Origin of the sequence: Burkholderia sp. Z1 (assembly GCF_014893795.1) — a bacterium.
Taxonomy (GTDB): domain Bacteria; phylum Pseudomonadota; class Gammaproteobacteria; order Burkholderiales; family Burkholderiaceae; genus Burkholderia; species Burkholderia theae.
Window position 1 is genome coordinate 1749527 of sequence record NZ_JACFYL010000002.1, and the last position, 18487, is coordinate 1768013.

The window sequence follows — 18487 nt, forward strand, 5'->3', positions numbered from 1 at the left end:
GCTCGACACAAACCTGATCCGGTGCGCTTGATGGTTCAACCGGGAGCGGAAAGCGCCACATCGGCTCTTCCCGTCAATTCATCGTCGCGCGATTTTCGCTTCGACGCGCAGTCCAAGAGCACCCTGTCCCGGCACCAAAGCGGTTCATGCTGCATGAACCGCCTCGGGCATCGCCACCGAACCTGCTTCCTTCGTCATTTCACGCCGCCCGCTCTCCTTCGAGGCCGCCGGAGACCCTCCGTCGACCTCGTCGAGCCGATAGCCGTGCGTGTACACGGCGCTCAAACGAAAACCGTTTTCCGGGCGAAGCGTCAATTTTTGCCGAATTCGATACATGTGGGTATCGAGGCTCCTCGACAAGCCGTCGAGCGGCCTCCCCCACGCGAGGGCCTCGAGCGTATCTCGGGAAATGACCCTTCCGAGGTTGTCGAACAGGTATTTTGCCAATGCGAACTCCTTCGATGTCAAATCGACCGTCTCATCACGAAGCGACACGCTCTTCATCGCCGGGTCCAGTACGTAGGCACCCACCCGGGTCAGTTCGGCCTGCTTCCTTCCGTACGCGCATCGACGCAGCAACGCCTTGACGCGCGCAGCAAGTTCGATTTCCCGAAATGGCTTCACGATGTACTCGTCGGCCCCCGCGTCGAGCGCGGCAACGACGTCAATCTCAAGCACTCTGGCGGTCAGAAACAGCACCGTAGGTTCGTCGCCGAGATTCGCGCGTATCCAGCGCAATACCTCCAGACCGCTCATGCTGTGCAAATGCCAGTCAAGCACAACCAGTTCCACACGCTGATTCCTGAGAAACTGCACGGCGTGCTGGCCATCACGCACCTTGCATATCTCCCGATCCAGATTTTGTAATGCCTTTTCGAAAACGGATGCCTGAAGAGGATCGTCTTCCACTAACAAGATGTCCATTGCGTCACCACACAGTCTCGTGCCTGCGTTTCAGGTTTTCGGAGATCCGGGCAACGGTCACGCATCGACACGTTCAGTCCCATTCGTCTACCGATTCACTCTACGCTTTGCTCTATTGATAAACAGCGCGTCCGACAGCACGGCTTTCCGCCTTATCCTGTTCGAACGCACGTGCGCCGTGATCACAACTGGCCCATCTTCCGCCACTCTCGACGAGAGGCATGAAGCCCAGGCGGCCTCCGCCTCGACAGTTCTTCTCGGGCAAATTTCGCGCCGCCCTGCATGCACCATGCGTGAACTGCCGGCTTGCGGCTACCTCTCCCAATATCGTCAGTCCTGATCATCGGGAATGCAGTAGCAATGTGTTCCTGGCACCGGTAATGTTGACAATTTCGAGTTCGCTTCCCGGAATCCATCTCCTTCGCTCAGAAGAGCAACGATCACGCAACGTGATGAAACACATACCGGCGCCCCGCATCGGCACCATCCTCACTTGCGCCCGGATTGATAAATCCAGGGCAATGCAAACTCGGTCATCCTCTTCGACGAAGCCGCGGACTTCGGCACGCAACGCGCAACGGCATCGCACAGCGCCTCGATGTGCGCGAGGATCGTCGCGTTGGAACACGCCGTCAGTTGTCGTTTTGCGTTGACGAACAATGAAGCCTCTGCAAAGCCTGCCAGCGGCGACGCCGGACTATCAGTCAGGGCAAGCAGCCGGGCGCCCTGCTTATGCGCACGTTCAGCCTGTGCGATCGTGTCGCGCACATAACGAGGGAAGGCGATCGCGACAACCAGGTCACGTGCCGTGACATCGAAAAGAAGGCGTGCGGCATGTTCCGGCCCGCCTCCCATCGACAACGCCCGCACGTTGTTCCGATAGGGATTCAGCCCGTGTTCCATCAAGCTCGCGAGATAACCGCTGGAGCCATACCCGAGAATGAAAACCCGGTCGGCATCCACGATGGCTTTCACGGCCAGCTCGCAGGCATGCGGATCCAGTGCACGGAAACACGCTTCAATGTTTTCCGCCTCGCGCGCCAGCGCAGTACCCAGCGCCTGGGCCCCGGGTGCCTCTGATTCAAGTGCGCTGCGCAAGCGCTCGACCGGGGCAAAGATCGCCTCGAGGTCAGGAACCAGACTCGCCCGAAAATGCGGATAACCATCGAAGCCGAGTGCACGCGCAAACCGGTTTGCGGTGGCGACCGACACGTCGACCGCAGCAGCGAATTCGTCGATTCGCATCGTCGCCGCGCGGACGAGGTTCGTTCGCACGAATTCCGCCACGCGCCGATGGGCCGGCGTCAGCGTCGGCATCAAGCGCGCAATGCGCGATTCCATTGCCTCGTCACCAGGCGGCTCATCCGGACCGATTGAACCCGTCGTCACATCGGTTGGCATACGCTCACCGTGATTGTGTAAATTAATTTACTTACAATCTTACTGTGTAAATATATTTACACAATCAGTGTTAACGAGATCGCTTCTTGTCTGATATGTCTTCCGTAACAGTGGCTCTTTCGATACCGCCACAGACGAACGTCCGGAACGTCTGCCCGCAAGGGATCCTATGAATTCGACCCCGTTAAAACTCGCACCAATGAACGAACGGGTGGTTGTCCCGCCGCGAATGTTCTGCAGAACTCACCTTCCGATGTGCTTGTCGAGGATCGGCGGGTAGCTCGTGGAACAAACCGACCTGAGCCTGAACTGGCCGACGAAGCGCACGCGCAAGCGCGAACGCCTGGAGGAGAGGAGTCGGATGTGTGGTGGGCCGACCGGGACGCAGACGGGTTGCCGAGGTCGCACGGCAGGTTTCAATGACCGCTCATGGCCGAACGCGGTCGCTGGGCGCACCGACAAACCGCGACTGGCTCAACTCGACCCTCAACCGCCGTTCAGACTGCCTCCACCGCGACGACTGCTTTCAAGTGCGGATTCAGCCGATCAACGCAACAGATTTATGAAATCGCTCGATTCGCGAATTCTCGACCGTTATGGGAGGTCGCCCGAATAGCGGATTCGACCTGTAGTCTTCGCTGCTGCTCGACGTCACCAACTTCGAATCAGCTTCCCCTCACCCATTTACTTCCGAAGGGCTCACGCATAAATGATTGCTATGCGCGATCAGATGTCACGCGTACGCGGGATGACAACCGCCTGGCCGTGCAATGTGCCGTCGGCGTCGAGTAGTTGCCACAGCGTGGCTTCCTCGATCATGAAGCGCTGGCCTGACTTGGTGACCCGCACGCCCTTGTAGCCCGCCTCGTAGCCGAGCCGCTGTACGCGTGCGAGGAATTGCTGCCGCTCCTCGCGATTCGGGGCCTCGGCTGAAAGTCGGGACGGCAGTCGGGTGATTTCATCCCAGCTATACCCAAACCGGCGCTGCGCGGCCTTGTTGCCGTAAATAAAGAGCGGGTCGGGATCGGTGTTGTGCGCGAGTACCGCGAACGGCGCACGCTCATAGAGCCATTCGGTAGCTTCGACCACGGGCATGGCCTGAGGCGCCAGGGGGCGGCCAAGCAGTTGGGCATAGCTGTCGGCAAGGAGTTGATAGAAGGCTGGATTGCTGTGGAGTGGGATCATCTGAGACATCTCGACGGAGATCGTGGGCCCGTCTGCGCGACTGTGGTGGTGCTCGCGATACCGCATCTGCAGGCTAAGGTTCCTTGTTTCCCGGCGTCCAGCGGCGGCAGTGGGCGGTGATTAATCAATCGGCCGGAAAATGGTGCGAAGCGGGCATTCCACTGTCCGAGGTATGCAAGCGGTCCTCCAATTCGACGTAAACCGGTCATTCGTCTTGCAAGCTATCGTGGCAGAACCGTCGTGTAATTCCACCCTCGCGCTTGTGTTAGCCATTGATCGTACATCTTTTGGCGATCTACCAGCTTCATGCTCAGCGCTGCCATGGCCATATACTCCAGCACGCGCCAGTTCGCATCGCCCCCCATCCTGAAAGAGGCTTCGATGGCGTCCAACGCCAGTTCAAGTTCGTTGCGCGTCAGGAACTCCTCAAATTCGGCGATCTCATCCGCGCACACGCCTTCGGCAGTTTCCGAGAGGTGGGCTCGCGCATCACGAAGATATTCCGAGGTCTTGCTCCAGTTCGAGTGGAAATCGCGATCAGCCGCCATGTGTGTTCTCTTCCGGTCAGATACACCCAATTGTCAGCAATTTAAACTCAAGTGTCGAATAGCGGATTGTGGCCAAATCCAGCCGGCAACAGCCCTCGCCCCCACCCAAGCCGACCCGATTCATCCACCTGCCCCGGCCTTTGGCAACCACCGGCCTAACGACCTCCCCGGTCATCCACGCGCGCATCGCGCCGCATCGCCTGCGGCGGCACGCCGAACCCGCGCACGAACGCCTCGCGCATGTGCCGGCGGTCGCGAAAACCGTTCTCCTTCGCGATCACGTCCAGCGGATGGCGGCTCTGTTCGATCATCAGCCGCGCCGATTCGAGCCGCAACCGCTCGATCGCCTTCGCAGGCGATTGCCCCGTTTCGAGCGTAAACACACGACTGAACTGCCGCGGGCTCAGATGAACCGCCTCGGCCAGATCCTCGACCGTCAGCGCGCGGCCGAGGTTCTGACGCGCATAGTTCAGCGCGTTCTGAATCCGGTCGGATTTCGGCGCGAGCTCCAGCATTTCCGAATGCTGCGACTGGCCGCCGGCCCGCCGCTGATGCATCACGAGCTTGTGCGCGACCGAGCGCGCGGCCTCGGCGCCGAGATCCTTTTCCACCATCGCGAGCGCGAGGTCGAGGCCGGCCGTCATCCCGGCCGACGTCCAGATCGGACCGTCGACGATGTAGATCCGGTCTTCCTCGACGCGAATCTCCGGATAGAGCCGCTGCATGTCGCGGCCGTACGCCCAGTGCGTCGTCGCGCGGCGCTGCGCGAGCAGCCCGGCCTCCGCCAGCACGAACGCACCCGTGCAGATGCCGGCGACCCGCCGCGCGCGCACGTTCGCGCGGCGCAGGAACGCGACGACGCCGGCCGGCGCCGGCGAAGCGACCGGATCGTTGACGCCCGCGACGATCCACGTATCAACATCGAGCCGGCCGCGCAGCGCGCGCGTGGCGACCGACAGCCCGAGCGACGAGCGCACGTCGCCGCCTTCGACCGAATAGTTGTCCATCACGTAGAACGGCTCGCCCGCGCCCATGTTCGCGTACTCGAACACCGACTGCGCGGCGAGCGCCATGATCTGGAAGCCGTCGCTGATCAGAAAGCCGATTCGGTGCATGTGTGTTCTCCAGTCCCGGGCGGGTCGGTCGGCCCGATGTCCTGAATCATACCCATCTACGTCATTTGTGTCGCGGCGATCCGAGGCCAGAATGCATTCACGCCATTCGGCCAACTTCATCGAAACGGAGCACATCATGACGCAAACGCATCGCGGTACCGCCCTCATTACCGGCGCCTCGTCGGGCATCGGCGCCCTCTACGCCGACCGGCTCGCGCGCCGCGGCTACGACCTGATCCTCGTCGCACGCAACCGGGACCGGCTGGCCGCCCTCGCCGAGCGCATCACGAACGACACGCAGCGCAGCGTCGAGATCGTCGACACGGACCTCAACGACCGCACGGCGCTCGCCGCCGTCGAGGCAAAGCTGAAGCAGGACGCGAGCATCACGCTGCTCGTGAACAACGCGGGTGTCGGCACGCATGCGCCGCTGCTCGACAGCGACGTCGACGCGATGACGCGGATGATCGACCTGAACGTGACCGCGCTCACGCGCCTCACCTATGCGGCCGTGCCCGGCTTCGTCGCACGCGGCCGCGGCGCGGTGATCAACATTTCGTCGATCGTCGCGATCTCGCCGGAAACTTTGAACGGCGTGTACGGCGGCAGCAAGGCGTTCGTGCTCGCGTTCAGCCAGTCGCTGCATCACGAACTCGCCGACAAGGGCGTGCAGGTGCAGGCCGTGCTGCCCGGCGCCACCGCCACCGAGTTCTGGCAGACGGCCGGCCTGCCGGTCGAACACCTGCCGAAGGAAATCGTGATGCCGGCGGCCGACCTGGTCGACGCGGCGCTGGTCGGCTTCGATCGCGGCGAACTCGTGACGATCCCGTCGCTGCACGCGGGCGACGAATGGGAGGCGTACGAGACCGCGCGCCGCACGATGGCGCCGCACCTGTCGACCGATACGCCGGCACTGCGCTACGCGCCGGCGCGCTGATCGCAACGGGAAGCCATCTGATCGACGGCGGCACGCGCGTCGAACACCGGAACGTGCCGCCGGACGACGCGACGCGCGGCGAATCGGCCGACGGTCGTCCGATGTTCGGCGGCACGTTTCCGGGCGCGCGACGATCGCTTCATTCGTCTGCGGGAAAGCGCCGGCGACGCATGCCGGCCTGCCGCCCGCGTGCCGGGAACGCGGGCCGGATTATTTCCCGGTCAGCGCAAATAGGTCACACAAAAAGCCGATTCCGGTTCGCTTGCCATGCATTCCGCGCAACAGTAAGCTCTACGATTGCAGTTTCCAGAGCAGTCTCATTCGACCGGCGTTCGTCCGATCGCAAGAGCAATCGTCAATCGTACCGTTGCGGAATTCGACCATGCGGTTCCGTATGTTCATTACCGAGACCGGCGACGCGCCGGCCTCCGCGCGCGGTTCGGCCGACAGTCAACCGGCGCCGCCCCCCGAACTGGAGACCGTCTGCCGCGTCGCGCGTGCCCATTTCGGCACGACCGGCGCATTCGTGGCGCGCGCCGAAGCCGGTACGCAACGCGTGCTGGCGGCCGACGGCACGTTGCCCGGCCCGCTTCCCGCCGACTTTTTTCCATCACACGCCGAACGCGATCCGTCTGCCGACCGACGATACGTCGTGCACGGCGCGAACGGCAGCCCGCCTCACGCGCCGCAGATCGTCGCGGCATGCGAACTGGCCGCGCCCGACGGCACCGCACTCGGCACGCTGTGCATCACCCACGACTCCCGCCGGACGCTCGATACGGCGCAATGCGCGGTGCTGCGCGACCTCGCCACGCTGGCCGAACGCGCACTCGCCCGTGCCATCGAGGAAGCCGCGTTGCGCGATCGGCTCGGCCGCGTCGAGGAGCACAGCAGGCTGACGACGCTTGCGCTGACCGAAAGCGGCACCGGCGTGTGGGACCGCAACGTGGAAACCGGCGAGATCCATTACTCGCCGGCCTGGAAGGCGATGCTCGGCTACGCGCCGCACGAGTTGAGCTGCCGGATCGAGGATGCGTACGAACGGCTGCATCCGGACGATGTCGACGACGTGAAGGCGGCCATGCTCGCGCACTTCGAGCGCCGCACCGACAGCTACGAGGTCGAGCACCGCATCCGCTGCAAGGACGGTTCCTACAAATGGATCTGCAGCCGCGGCAAGGTGATCAACCGCGACGACAACGGCCGCGCGCTGCGCATGGTCGGCACGACCACCGACATCACGGCGCTGCGCGAGCTGGCCGCGCGGCTGCGCGACTCGGCCGCGCTCGTCACGGATCTCACCGACCAGGTTCCCGGGCTCGTGTTCCAGTTGCGGCAGGCAGCCGACGGGCGCCGCTACTTTTCCTATGCGAGCGCGGGGATCAGCGACATCTACGAACTGACGCCGGAGCAGATTGCCCGCAACGCGGAGACGGTCGAGACCCGGATTCATCCGGCCGACCTGGTCGCCTATCGGCAGTCGCTGCATGACTCGTCGCTGCGGCTGACGCCGTGGCGTCTTGAATATCGCGTGCTGCTGCCCGGCCAGGGCCTGCGATGGCGCGAAGGCGATGCGCGTCCGCAACGGATGGCCGACGGCGGCACCGTGTGGCACGGCTTCATCACCGATGCAACCGAGCGCAAGCACATCGAGGCCGAACTGCACCGGATGGCGACGACCGACCATCTGACGCAACTGTCGAACCGCCATGCGTTCATGCGGCAAAGCGAAGCCGCGCTGCGCGACGTGCGCGCGACCGGCTTGCCCGCCGCAGTGCTGATGCTCGATCTCGATCACTTCAAGGCGCTGAACGACCGCTGGGGCCACCCGCTCGGCGACCGCGCGCTCCGGCATTTCGCGCGGCTGCTGCTCGCGGAAACGCGGCCGGAAGCGATCGTCGGGCGCGTCGGCGGCGAGGAATTCGCGATCGTGCTGCCGAGGTCGGACCTCGATACGGCGCTGGCATTTGCGCGGCGCGTGCAGCAACGCACGATGCAGGCGCGGCTGATGCACGAGGATCAGCAGGTCGAGCTGACCGTCAGCATCGGCATCGACGCGATGCGGGAGTCGGACTTCGGTGCGTACCAGCCGCTGTCGCGCGCCGACAAGGCGCTCTATCTCGCGAAGGAGCGCGGCCGCAACCGGATCGAGGTGTATCGGGCGTAGCGACAGCGCCCGCTTCCGCCTGAAACGGGACGACGACAACGCGCCCCAAGCTCACCTTCAATGCGGCGCTTCCGCTCTCGCACCCGCATCACTGCTCGGCACACCCACCAGCATCGCAACCGCGCACGCGGCCAGCAAGGCGGCGATCATCAGCATCGCCGGATCCATGCTGCCGGTTCGCGTGCGGATCAGCCCGACGAGCCAGGGCGTGATCATCCCGCTCGACACGCCGATGCTGCTGATCAGCGCGATCCCGCCCGCCGCGCCGGCGCCCGAGAAATACGCGGACGGCACGGCCCAGAACACCGGATGCGCGGCGAAGATCAGCATCGCCGCGACCGACAGCAGCGCCATCATCGCGACGATGCTCGGCAGGTGCAGCGTCAGCAGCGCGAGCGCCACCGCGCCGCCGAACGCGCACGCGGCGAAGTGCCGACGCCGTTCGCGCTTGCGGTCCGAGCGCCGCGCGATCGCGATCAGGCCAACCGCGCCGATCGCGTTCGGCACGACCGACAGCAGGCTGATCTGCACGACGTCGTGGATGCCGAATTCGCGGATCATCAGCGGCATCCAGAACAGCAGCATCAGCAACGCGGTGGTCAGCGAGAAATAGATGAACGCGAACAAATACGTGCGCGGCTCGGCCAGCACCTGCCGCAGCGAACGCGGCGCATCCGCGCCCGCACCGGCGCGGTCGGCGGCCAGGTCGGCCGCGAGCCGCTGCCGGTCGGCGTCGGACAGCCAGCGCGCATGCTCGGGACGATCGCACAGCCAGAACCACGCGATCACGCCGAGCAGGATCGCGGGTGCACCCTCGATCGCGAACATCCATTGCCAGCCGTGCAGCCCGAGCACGCCCGACATCCCACGCATGAGCCAGCCCGACAGCAGCCCGCCGACCATCCCGGCCACCGCGACGCCCGCATAGAAGATCGACAGCACCGACGCGCGCCGCCGCGCCGGGTACCAGTACGTCAGGTAGAACACCACGCCCGGAAAGAACCCGGCTTCGAACAGCCCGAGCAGGAAGCGCAGCACGTAGAAATGCTTCGCGCTGTCGACGGTGATCATCGCGACCGACACCGCGCCCCACAGGAACATGATCCGCGCGAACGTGCGGCGCGCGCCGAAGCGGCGCAGCAACGCGTTGCTCGGCACCTCGAACAGCACGTAGCCGACGAAGAACAGCACCGCGCCGAGGCTGTACATCGCGTCGGTCAGGCCGAGATCCTGGCGCATCTGCAACTGCGCGAAGCCGATGTTGCTGCGATCGAGGATCGACACGATGTAGCAGATGAACAGGAACGGCACGATCCGCGCGCCGATGCGGCGGTACAGCGCGTCGTCGTCCGTCGAACCGGCGCCGGACGCGACGGCTCGCGCGGCGTCCGCTTGAAGAGGGGCTGACATCGATCGTCTCCTCGATGGATTCAGGTACGGGGCGGGCATGTTGCGCCGCTCGCCGCCGCCCGCGGGCAGCGACCGGCCGTGGTTCAGTCGCGCGGTTCGGCTTCGCCCTTCACGCCGAGCATCAGCGCGGCGCCGCTCACGACCAGCAGCGCGGCCAGCAGGTACACGGCGAGATCCATGCTGCCGGTGCGCGTGCGGATCATCCCGATCACCCACGGACTGACGATGCCGCTCGTGATCCCGATGCTGCTGATCAGCGCGATCCCGGCCGCGGCCGCGTTGCCCGACAGGTAGCGGGTCGGCACGGCCCAGAAGATCGGCAGCGCGGCGAAGATCAGCGTCGCCGCGATCGACAGGCACGCGAGCATCGCCGCGAAGCTGTGCAGATGCAGCGTCAGCGCCGCGAGCGCGAGCCCACCGCCGATCGTGCAGCACGCGAAGTGCTTGCGGCGCTCGCCGGTGCGGTCCGAGCGGCGCGCGATCAGGATCAGCCCCACCGCGCCGACCGCATTCGGCACGACCGTGTAGAGGCTCACGGCCACGACATCGGTCACACCGAAGTCGCGGATCATCAGCGGCATCCAGAAGTTGAGCGTCAGCGACGCGCAGGTCAGCGAGAAATAGATGAATGCGAACAGGTACACGCGCGGATTCGCGAGCGCGGCTACGAGGCTGCGCCCGTCGTGCGCGCTGCCGTGACCGCGACCGTCCGCGCACAGCGCGGCGACCCGCGCCTTTTCGTCGGACGTGAGCCACGCGGCGTCCTGCGGCCGGTCGACGAGGCACGTGAACGCGACGAACGCGAGCAGGATCGCCGGTGCGCCTTCGATCGCGAACATCCATTGCCAGCCGTGCAGCCCGAGCACGCCGCTCATGTCGCGCATGATCCAGCCCGACATCAGGCCGCCGAGCACGCCGGCTACCGCGACGCCCGCGAAGAACACCGAGATCGCCGCCGCGCGCCGGTTCGCCGGGAACCAGTAGGTCAGATACAGCACGATGCCGGGAAAGAAGCCGGCTTCGAACACGCCGAGCAGGAAACGCATCACGTAGAAATGCGACGGCTGCGACACGAACATCATGCCCGTCGACGCGATGCCCCACAGCAGCATGATCCGCGTGAACGTGCGGCGTGCGCCGAAGCGTGCCAGCAGCATGTTGCTCGGCACTTCGCAGAACACGTAGCCGACGTAGAACACCGCGGCGCCGAGGCCGTACATCGCATCGCTGAAGCCGAGATCGTGCTTCATCTGCAACTGCGCGAAGCCGATGTTGATGCGGTCGAGGAACGACACGACGTAGCAGAGGAACAGGAACGGGACGATCCGCCACGCGATCTTGCGGAACAGCAGCGCGTCGCCGGATTCGGACGTCGATGAGGATACCGAAACGCTCGCGTGTGCGATCGTCGCTTCGGCGGGAAGCGATTGGGGCATGTCTCTCTCCAAACGGGCCGCGCGAATCGAGCGCGCAGCAGTCTCCGAGGGCGTGCATGCGCCCTGCTTTCTTGTGAGACCGGATACGGCGGCGGAAACCGCCGCCTTCAGGAAAACGGCGACGCGTTCACGCGAACGCCCCGCCGCCGTGCGCCGCTCAGTCCTGCAGCGCGGCCCACATGTCCTTGTCGCGCTGCGCGGTCCAGATGCGCGGATGCGTGATACCGCTCGCTTCGTCGAACGCGCGCGACACGTCGAACGGCAAACAATGCTCGTAGATGAACACGTGGCCGAACTTCGGATCCATCGCTTCACGCGTGAGCGCCATCGACGCCTTCAGGTCGAGATTGCGTTCGACCGCCTTGCGGCCCTGCGCGAGCAGCGTCGTGACGAAATCCTTCGTGTAGTCGAGGCCCTTGTCGACCTCGGCCGGATTCAGCAGCGCGGGGCCGCGGCCCGGCACGAGCTTCTCGGCGCCGAGCGCGCGCAGCGCCTCGAGCGTGGCCGGCCACTGTTCGAGCTGCGCGTCGCCGCAATAACACGCGGCGTCGTATTCGACGAGGTCGCCCGAGAACAGCACCTTCTGCGACGGCAGCCAGACGATCGTGTCGCCCTTCGTGTGGCCCGAGCCGACGTGCATGATCTTCACTTCGAGCTTGCCGAGGAACAGCGTGATCTCGCGCTCGAACACGAGCGTCGGCCAGGTCAGGCCGGGCACCGTCTCGACGCCGGCGAACAGGCGCGGGAAGCGTTCGATCTCCGACTTCATGTCGGCCTCGCCGCGCTCGACGATCATCTCGTACGTGCCGCGGCTCGCGATCACGTGCTGCGCGCCTTCGTCGAAATACGCGGACGCGCCGAGCACGCGCACCGCGTGGTAATGCGACAGCACCACGTGCTTGATCGGCTTGTCGGTCACGCTGCGGATCTTCGCGATCAGGTCCTGCGCCATCGCGGGCGTCGCGGTCGTGTCGACGATCAGCACGCTGTCGTCGCCGATGATCACGCCCGAGTTCGGGTCGCCTTCGGCGGTGTACGCGTACGCGTTCTCGGACAGCTTCGTCCAGGTGACTTTCTTCTCTTCCAGATCGGCTTGGGAGGCGAATGCTTTGGCCATGTTGCGTTCCGTGGCTGCGAGCCATGTGTTGAGGGGAGTGAGCCGATCATCTTCTCGCATCGATTATTTGTCAATGACAAAGTCGCTTGCTATTGTCTAATACGGGTAAACCTGCGGGCTGGCGCGATAAATGGCGTCGGATACCATGCGGGGTTTCGTCAACGGAAGAATCATCGCGTGCAGAACCACGAAGTCAGCGCAGACGACGCGCCACCCAAGGCGCAGCGCGGGATCCAGAGTGTCGAGGTCGGCGGCCGGCTGCTCGACGCGCTCGCGCGCCGGCGCAAGCCGCTCGGGCTGTCGGAGCTGGCCGCGGCGGCCGACCTGTCGACCGCGCAGGCGCACACCTATCTGGTCAGCCTGACGCGGCTCGCGCTCGTGAAGCGCGACGCGATCACCGGCAACTACGAGCCGGGCCCGTTGTCGCTGCGGCTCGGGCTGATGTCGATCGAGCGCCAGCCGGCCTACCGCGCGGCGCTGCCGCACGCGGTGCGGCTCGCGGAAGCGGTGGGCCTGAGCGTCGCGCTGTCGGTGCCGGGCGCGCTCGGCCCGACGATCGTGCGCATCGAGCATGGCGGTTATCCGCTGCACGTGAACCTGCACGTCGGCTCGGTGATGTCGCTCGACACGACGGCGACCGGCCGCGTCTTCCGCGCGTTCGGCGATTCCGCGCAACTCGATGCGATGGCGGCCAGCCAGGCCGGCGCGGGCGACACGCTCGCGGGCGCCGAAGGCACGCAGCCCGCGCCGGACGCCGACGGGCAACAGGCCGCACTCGACGCGATCCGTGCGCGCGGCATCGAACGCAGCGTCGACCGGCCGAGCCCCGGCGTCAGCGCGATGTGCGTGCCCGTATTCGACGCACACGAGCGCCTGCAGCTCGCGTTGACGGTAATCGGTTCGACGGGATCGATCGATGTCGACTGGGACGGCCCGATCGCGGCCGCCCTGCGCGAGACGGCGCGACAGGCCACCGCGTCGCTCGGCGCGGAACCTGCCGAACCGGCGCCTGCGCCGGAAGCAGGCCCACCGCACGTGCCGCCGGCGCTGGCCGACGATGCGAAGGCGCAGCGCGGGATCAATGCGCTCGACAGCACCGGCGAGCTGCTGCTCGCGCTGGTGTCGGCCGGACGCGCACTGCCGCTGCGCGATCTCGCGGCGGCGGCCGGCATGCCGGCCGCGAAGGCGTTTCCGCATCTCGTCAGCCTGCAGAAGATCGGCCTGCTGAGCCGCGACGATGCCGGCTGCTTCGACGGCGGCCCGCTCGGGCAGGCGCTCGGCCTGATCGCGATGCAGCGCGTGTCGCCGACGCGCGACGCGGAAGCCGAGATCGTCGCGCTGGCCGGCGCGACCGACATGAGCGTGGCCGCCGCGACGCTCGGGCCGCTCGGCCCGACCGTGATCCGCCTGGAGGAATCGGCGCGGCCGCAGCACGTCAGCCTGCAGGTCGGCACCGTAATGTCGCTCGTCAATACGGCGATCGGCCGGATCTTCGCGGCAGGCATGTCCGACGACGTGCTGGCCGACCTGCTCGCCAACGAGCCCGTGCGTCTCGCGGGCGGTGCCGCCACGCAGGCCGACGACGCGTTCCGCGCGCGGCTCGCGGCAATCCGCGCGGCCGGGCTCGATTTCGCGTTCGACGCGCCGGTGCCGGGCATCGGGACGGTCGCCGCGCCCGTGTTCGATCACACCGGCAGCATCCGGCTCGTGATCGCGATCATCGGCTCGTCGCGCGGCTTCCCGCGCGGGCCGGACAGCGACCTCGCGCAGACGCTGCTCGCCGCGACGCGACGGCTGTCGTGGCGGTTCGGGTGGATCGGCCGGTAATCGCCGCGCCGCCTCGCCCCCGTCCTTCCCGCCGCTCGAATCCCCTCTCTTGCTCCACGCGAGGCCGTGCACGCATGGCCTCGTCACGCCTGAACGCGACGAAATGGCGGCCAATATTCATGTTGCGCAGCAGCAACATAAATTGTCAGTAATTCTCATATAACGAAATCGCATTTCACAAGACGGTGGTGTTTCGTTATGATTAGGGTTATCCCTAACTCGCCACCTATATGGGGCTTCGTCATGCAAACGTCTAATGTCTCCGATCGTTCCACCGAATCCGCCGGCTGGCTCGCACGTGTTGGCGCGCTGATTGCAGAAGCTTGGCAACTCCACCTCGATAACTGCGAAGTCATCGCTGAAGCGCACGCGCGTCTGCCGCACTAAGCAGAACGACCGCACGACGACCTGCCTGATCCGCTTGCCCGGACGCGCGCCGCAAGGCCGCTGCGTCCGGCATCGGAGTTGGGCTGGTGTCGTGGTAACAAGCCGGGCCGGTCCCGGTTGAATGCGCTCATCACGTCGGGAGCGCGTTGAGGTCTGTGCCAACGCCGATCGATATCGGCGCGGTTTTGTCGGTAAGTGGCCCGAGCGGGCCACCGTCATCCCGACGACGCGCAATTGCGTCAGATCATCCTTGACGGAAGATTCATCCGTTTTTGCCTGCCCGCGTGCAGTACCCCGCCGGCGCCTTCCGCGCCGGTCGATCGCGGGTTTTCTCCGCGCCATCGCGCAGCCGCATGCGCGATCCGTTCGACGACGGCCGCGCGCCCCATCCCCGCCTTCACACCTGAATCGACGGCACGTCCTTCATGCAGCGCAGCGCGAACATCGAGCGGCTGTGACGGATGCTCGAGATCTTGTAGAGCTTTTCGCGCAGGAAACGCTCGTAGCCGGCCGTCCCGTCCACGGCAACCTTGATCCAGTAGTCGTATTCGCCCGACACCAGATAGGCCTCGAGCACTTCGGGCAGCGCCGCCAGTTCCGAGCCGAACCGCGCGAGCGCGTCGTCCTCGTGGCGATCGAGCGTGACTTCGAGGATCACGATGTCCGCGTAGCCGAGCATGCGCTGGTTGACCAGCGCGACATAACCATCGATGTAGCCGTCGACTTCGAGCTGCCGCGTGCGGTTCCAGCACGCGGTGGTCGACATGCCGATCTGTTCGGCCAGTTCGGCGTTCGACAGGCGCGCATTTTTCTGGAGTGCACCGAGGATCTTGCGGTCCTGATTGTCGAGGGTTTTCGGCGTGCGTTCGCGGGTAGCCATGATGAGAAGAATCTTCTACTGAAAATCGGCATTCTATCTGAACAGGATTCCGGTTTCAGGTCCCTTTTGCCTGAAAACAGGAAGCCTTTTAACCGGGCCGCTTGATACATTTTCACCATGCCTGTTGCCCGGCACGCTCCCCGCGACAACCCCTTCGCGTCGGGACGCACGGCCGCAATCACGAGTTGCGGTGCCGGACAAGCAGGCATGCGATTCCCCGCCGCCCGCACGCTTATCCATCGCGTGCGGAGCCGGTGCCTGCTCCCTGTTCTTGCACTTCCCGTCATGTCGTTCAGGCTTTATCTGTCGTTCCTCGCTGCTTCCGTCGTTCTCATCTACGCCCCCGGCCCCGTCAACCTGCTCACGATGAACCAGGCGCTGCGCGCCGGCTGGCGCCGCGCGCTGCCGTGCGTGTGGGGTGGCACGCTCGCCGTACTGCTGCAACTCGCGCTGACCGCGCTGTGCCTGAATTCGCTGGTCCACATCAACGAACACGCGCTCACCGTGCTGCGCTGGGCCGGCGCCGCATATCTCGTGTGGCTCGGCGGCAAGCAATGGCTCAGCCGCGCGCCGGCAAGCGCGCCCGCCGCATCGGCCGAGGCCGGTGCCGGCGCCGCCCTCGTTGAGCCGGACGCCGATACCGGACGCGCGCTGTTCTGGCGCGGCGTCGCGACGTCGGGCCTCAATCCGAAAACGCTGCTGTTCTTTCCGTCGTTCTTTCCGCAGTTCATCAGCCCGACGGCCGACTGGAGCCTCAACCTCCAATTCCTGCTGCTCGCCACGACGTTCGCGTTGCTGTTCGCGGGCGGCGTCGCGTCGATGGCGCTGTTCTCGCACCGGTTGAGCCGCGCATTGCAGCGCCCAGCGCGGATGCGCGCGATGAACCGCGTGACGGGTGGCTTGCTCGTCGGGATGGGCGCGATCATGGTCGGCTGGAACTGAGCGGCCGGAAGGTATGACCCGGGTCGGCCGTCTTGCGGCCGGTACAATCGCGCGATGTCCGAATTGCTCACTTACGGCGGCCTGTTCGCCGTGTCGATGGTCGCCGCGACCCTGTTTCCGCTCCAGTCCGAAGCCGTGCTCGCCGGCCTGCTGCTTGCCGGGCGTGAACCCGTGTGGGCGCTGGTGCTCGTCGCCAGCATCGGCAACGTCGCCGGTTCAGTAATCAACTGGATGCTCGGGCGCGGCATCGAGCACTTCCGCGACCGCCGCTGGTTTCCGGTCAAGTCAGCCGCACTCGCGCGCGCCGAGCGCTGGTATGCGCGCTACGGCCGCTGGTCGCTGCTGCTGAGCTGGGCGCCGGTGATCGGCGATCCGCTGACGATGATTGCCGGCGTGCTGCGCGAACCGCTGCCGACCTTTCTGGCGATCGTCACGATCGCGAAGGTCGGCCGCTACCTGGCCGTCGCATGGCTCGTCGTGCATTGAGCCGCGCGACGCGCCACGCTTCCTTTATTTCTTGCCACCCGCCAGGTCGATCGCCTTGTCCGATCCGACCGCATTGCGCAGCTGGAATTTCTGGATCTTGCCGGTCGATGTCTTCGGCAGTTCGCCGAAGCGCACGGCCTTCGGCACCTTGAAGCCCGCAAGCAGTTGCCGGCAGTGCGCGACGATCTCCTCCTCGGTCGCGCTCGCGCCTTCGCGCAGCTCGACGAACGCGCACGGCACCTCGCCCCATTTCGGATCGGGCATCGCGACGACAGCCGCGACCGCAACAGCCGGATGCCGGTACAACGCGTCCTCGACCTCGATGCTCGAGATGTTCTCGCCGCCCGAGATGATGATGTCCTTGCGGCGGTCCTTGATGCGGATGTAGCCGTCCGGCGTCAGCACGCCGAGATCGCCCGTATGGAACCAGCCGCCGTGGAACGCCTCGTCGGTCGCCTTCGGGTTCTTCAGGTAACCCTTCATGCAGATGTTGCCGCGGAACATGATCTCGCCGAGCGTCTCGCCGTCGGCCGGCACCGGCGCCATCGTGTCCGGATCGAGCACCGTCGCGCCCGCTTCGAGGTGATAGCGCACGCCCTGGCGCGCATTGAGCCGCGCACGCTCCTCATCGGGTAGTGCTTCCCAGTGCGACTGCTGCGCGCACACGGTCGCGGGGCCATAGACCTCGGTCAGCCCGTACACGTGCAGCAGGTCGAAACCGATCTCCTTCATCTTCGCGATCACGGCCGGCGCGGGCGCCGCGCCCGCGACCATCGCGTGCACCGTGTGGTCGATGCCTTCGCGGAATTCGGCCGGCGCGTTCGCGATCGCGCTCTGCACGATCGGCGCACCGCAATAGTGCGTGATGCGCTCGCGGCGAATCAGGTCGAACACTGTCTTCGCGTCGAACTTGCGCAGGCACACGTTCACGCCCGCACGCGCCGCGACGGCCCACGGGAAGCACCAGCCGTTGCAGTGGAACATCGGCAGCGTCCACAGATACACCGCGTGCTTCGGCATGTCCCATTCGAGCAGGTTGCTGATCGCCGCCAGATACGCGCCGCGATGGTGGTAGACGACGCCCTTCGGATCGCCGGTCGTGCCGGACGTGTAGTTCAGCGCGATCGCGTCCCACTCGTCGGCCGGCAGCGTCCATGCGTAGTCGGCGTCGCCGCCGGCGACGAACGCTTCATAGTCGGTCGCGCCCGCGAAGCGCGCAGGATCGGCCGGCATCGCGTCGGCGACGCTGACGATCTTCAGGCCCGGCACCTCAAGCGCCGCGCGATGCGCGAGCTCCGCGTATTCGGTGTCGACGATCAGTACCTTCGCCTCGCCATGACGCAGCATGAACAGCACCGACGGCACGTCGAGCCGCGTGTTGATCGTGTTCAGCACGGCGCCGGCCATCGGCACGCCGAAGTGCGCCTCGACCATCGCCGGGATATTCGGCAGCATCGCCGCGACGGTGTCGCCGCGCCCGACGCCGGCCTGCGCGAGCGCGCTCGCCAGCTGCTTCGCGCGCGTGTAGGTCTCGCCCCACGTGCGTCGCACGTCGCCGTGCACGATCGCAAGGCGCTCGCCATAGACTTCGGCCGTCCGGACCAGAAAGTCGATCGGCGTGAGCGGCACGTAATTGGCGTCGCGGCGGCCGAGCCCGGCCTCGAACATCTGCGTCATGATCCTGTCTCCCGTGTTCTGTCGACCGGTGTGCATGCACCCCGAATC

Annotated in this window: 15 protein-coding genes; 5 read left to right on the top strand and 10 right to left on the bottom strand. The window is 65.7% G+C overall.

What is annotated here, in order from left to right; translation table 11 throughout:
- Positions 1 to 144: 144 nt before the first annotated feature.
- The 5 genes from H3H55_RS24880 to H3H55_RS24900 all read right to left on the bottom strand — a co-directional run bounded on the left by H3H55_RS24880 (position 145) and on the right by H3H55_RS24900 (position 5173).
- The gene (locus H3H55_RS24880) at positions 145 to 924 is read right to left on the bottom strand and encodes a response regulator transcription factor (protein ID WP_193100619.1); all 780 of its coding nucleotides are present in this window, start codon (positions 922 to 924) and stop codon (positions 145 to 147) included.
- Positions 925 to 1413: 489 nt separating this feature from the next.
- Positions 1414 to 2325: a MurR/RpiR family transcriptional regulator gene (locus tag H3H55_RS24885; RefSeq protein WP_193100620.1), complete on the bottom strand. Its 912-nt coding sequence runs from the start codon at positions 2323 to 2325 to the stop codon at positions 1414 to 1416.
- Between the two features lie 726 nt (positions 2326 to 3051).
- Positions 3052 to 3510, bottom strand: coding sequence for an MEKHLA domain-containing protein (locus H3H55_RS24890; RefSeq protein ID WP_226800360.1), 459 nt, complete (start codon positions 3508 to 3510; stop codon positions 3052 to 3054).
- Positions 3511 to 3731: 221 nt separating this feature from the next.
- On the bottom strand, positions 3732 to 4058 hold the full coding sequence (locus H3H55_RS24895; protein ID WP_193100622.1) for a hypothetical protein: 327 nt from the start codon (positions 4056 to 4058) through the stop codon (positions 3732 to 3734).
- Positions 4059 to 4213: 155 nt separating this feature from the next.
- Positions 4214 to 5173: a GlxA family transcriptional regulator gene (locus H3H55_RS24900; RefSeq protein WP_193100623.1), complete on the bottom strand. Its 960-nt coding sequence runs from the start codon at positions 5171 to 5173 to the stop codon at positions 4214 to 4216.
- Positions 5174 to 5309: 136 nt separating this feature from the next.
- Between H3H55_RS24900 and H3H55_RS24905 the strand changes: the two genes are divergently transcribed.
- Positions 5310 to 6110, top strand: a complete 801-nt coding sequence (locus H3H55_RS24905) for an SDR family NAD(P)-dependent oxidoreductase (protein WP_193100624.1) — start codon at positions 5310 to 5312, stop codon at positions 6108 to 6110.
- Positions 6111 to 6492: 382 nt separating this feature from the next.
- Complete coding sequence (locus H3H55_RS24910) at positions 6493 to 8277, top strand: diguanylate cyclase (RefSeq protein ID WP_226800361.1); 1785 nt, start codon at positions 6493 to 6495, stop codon at positions 8275 to 8277.
- Between the two features lie 57 nt (positions 8278 to 8334).
- Here H3H55_RS24910 and H3H55_RS24915 read toward each other — a convergent pair whose 3' ends face one another.
- From H3H55_RS24915 to H3H55_RS24925, 3 genes are all read right to left on the bottom strand, one after another.
- Positions 8335 to 9687: an MFS transporter gene (locus tag H3H55_RS24915; RefSeq protein WP_193100625.1), complete on the bottom strand. Its 1353-nt coding sequence runs from the start codon at positions 9685 to 9687 to the stop codon at positions 8335 to 8337.
- 83 nt (positions 9688 to 9770) lie between these two features.
- Positions 9771 to 11123 (bottom strand): MFS transporter, encoded by a 1353-nt coding sequence (locus H3H55_RS24920; protein ID WP_193100626.1) that lies wholly within the window; start codon positions 11121 to 11123, stop codon positions 9771 to 9773.
- Between the two features lie 157 nt (positions 11124 to 11280).
- Positions 11281 to 12240 (bottom strand): MBL fold metallo-hydrolase, encoded by a 960-nt coding sequence (locus H3H55_RS24925; RefSeq protein WP_048245347.1) that lies wholly within the window; start codon positions 12238 to 12240, stop codon positions 11281 to 11283.
- A 177-nt stretch (positions 12241 to 12417) separates the two neighbouring features.
- On the opposite strand from H3H55_RS24925, the gene H3H55_RS24930 reads away from it, so the two are divergent.
- On the top strand, positions 12418 to 14067 hold the full coding sequence (locus tag H3H55_RS24930; protein ID WP_193100627.1) for an IclR family transcriptional regulator C-terminal domain-containing protein: 1650 nt from the start codon (positions 12418 to 12420) through the stop codon (positions 14065 to 14067).
- A gap of 784 nt (positions 14068 to 14851) precedes the next feature.
- Here H3H55_RS24930 and H3H55_RS24935 read toward each other — a convergent pair.
- A complete protein-coding gene (locus H3H55_RS24935) occupies positions 14852 to 15334 on the bottom strand; it encodes an Lrp/AsnC family transcriptional regulator (protein WP_034179616.1) in 483 nt (160 codons plus the stop codon).
- A 285-nt stretch (positions 15335 to 15619) separates the two neighbouring features.
- Between H3H55_RS24935 and H3H55_RS24940 the strand changes: the two genes are divergently transcribed.
- Both H3H55_RS24940 and H3H55_RS24945 read left to right on the top strand, forming a co-directional pair.
- Positions 15620 to 16276, top strand: coding sequence for a LysE family translocator (locus H3H55_RS24940; protein WP_193100628.1), 657 nt, complete (start codon positions 15620 to 15622; stop codon positions 16274 to 16276).
- A gap of 54 nt (positions 16277 to 16330) precedes the next feature.
- The gene (locus H3H55_RS24945) at positions 16331 to 16762 is read left to right on the top strand and encodes a YqaA family protein (RefSeq protein ID WP_193100629.1); all 432 of its coding nucleotides are present in this window, start codon (positions 16331 to 16333) and stop codon (positions 16760 to 16762) included.
- 24 nt (positions 16763 to 16786) lie between these two features.
- Here H3H55_RS24945 and H3H55_RS24950 read toward each other — a convergent pair whose 3' ends face one another.
- The gene (locus tag H3H55_RS24950; protein ID WP_193100630.1) at positions 16787 to 18439 is read right to left on the bottom strand and encodes an acyl-CoA synthetase; all 1653 of its coding nucleotides are present in this window, start codon (positions 18437 to 18439) and stop codon (positions 16787 to 16789) included.
- Positions 18440 to 18487: the final 48 nt, after the last annotated feature.

Coding starts and splice junctions, on each gene's coding strand:
- H3H55_RS24915 (WP_193100625.1), bottom strand. CDS start 9,687: ATGTCAGCCCCTCTTCAAGCGGACGCCGCGCGAGCCGTCGCGTCCGGC.
- H3H55_RS24950 (WP_193100630.1), bottom strand. CDS start 18,439: ATGACGCAGATGTTCGAGGCCGGGCTCGGCCGCCGCGACGCCAATTAC.
- H3H55_RS24910 (WP_226800361.1), top strand. CDS start 6,493: ATGCGGTTCCGTATGTTCATTACCGAGACCGGCGACGCGCCGGCCTCC.
- H3H55_RS24880 (WP_193100619.1), bottom strand. CDS start 924: ATGGACATCTTGTTAGTGGAAGACGATCCTCTTCAGGCATCCGTTTTC.
- H3H55_RS24890 (WP_226800360.1), bottom strand. CDS start 3,510: ATGATCCCACTCCACAGCAATCCAGCCTTCTATCAACTCCTTGCCGAC.
- H3H55_RS24900 (WP_193100623.1), bottom strand. CDS start 5,173: ATGCACCGAATCGGCTTTCTGATCAGCGACGGCTTCCAGATCATGGCG.
- H3H55_RS24885 (WP_193100620.1), bottom strand. CDS start 2,325: ATGCCAACCGATGTGACGACGGGTTCAATCGGTCCGGATGAGCCGCCT.
- H3H55_RS24895 (WP_193100622.1), bottom strand. CDS start 4,058: ATGGCGGCTGATCGCGATTTCCACTCGAACTGGAGCAAGACCTCGGAA.
- H3H55_RS24920 (WP_193100626.1), bottom strand. CDS start 11,123: ATGCCCCAATCGCTTCCCGCCGAAGCGACGATCGCACACGCGAGCGTT.
- H3H55_RS24940 (WP_193100628.1), top strand. CDS start 15,620: ATGTCGTTCAGGCTTTATCTGTCGTTCCTCGCTGCTTCCGTCGTTCTC.
- H3H55_RS24905 (WP_193100624.1), top strand. CDS start 5,310: ATGACGCAAACGCATCGCGGTACCGCCCTCATTACCGGCGCCTCGTCG.
- H3H55_RS24925 (WP_048245347.1), bottom strand. CDS start 12,240: ATGGCCAAAGCATTCGCCTCCCAAGCCGATCTGGAAGAGAAGAAAGTC.
- H3H55_RS24935 (WP_034179616.1), bottom strand. CDS start 15,334: ATGGCTACCCGCGAACGCACGCCGAAAACCCTCGACAATCAGGACCGC.
- H3H55_RS24945 (WP_193100629.1), top strand. CDS start 16,331: ATGTCCGAATTGCTCACTTACGGCGGCCTGTTCGCCGTGTCGATGGTC.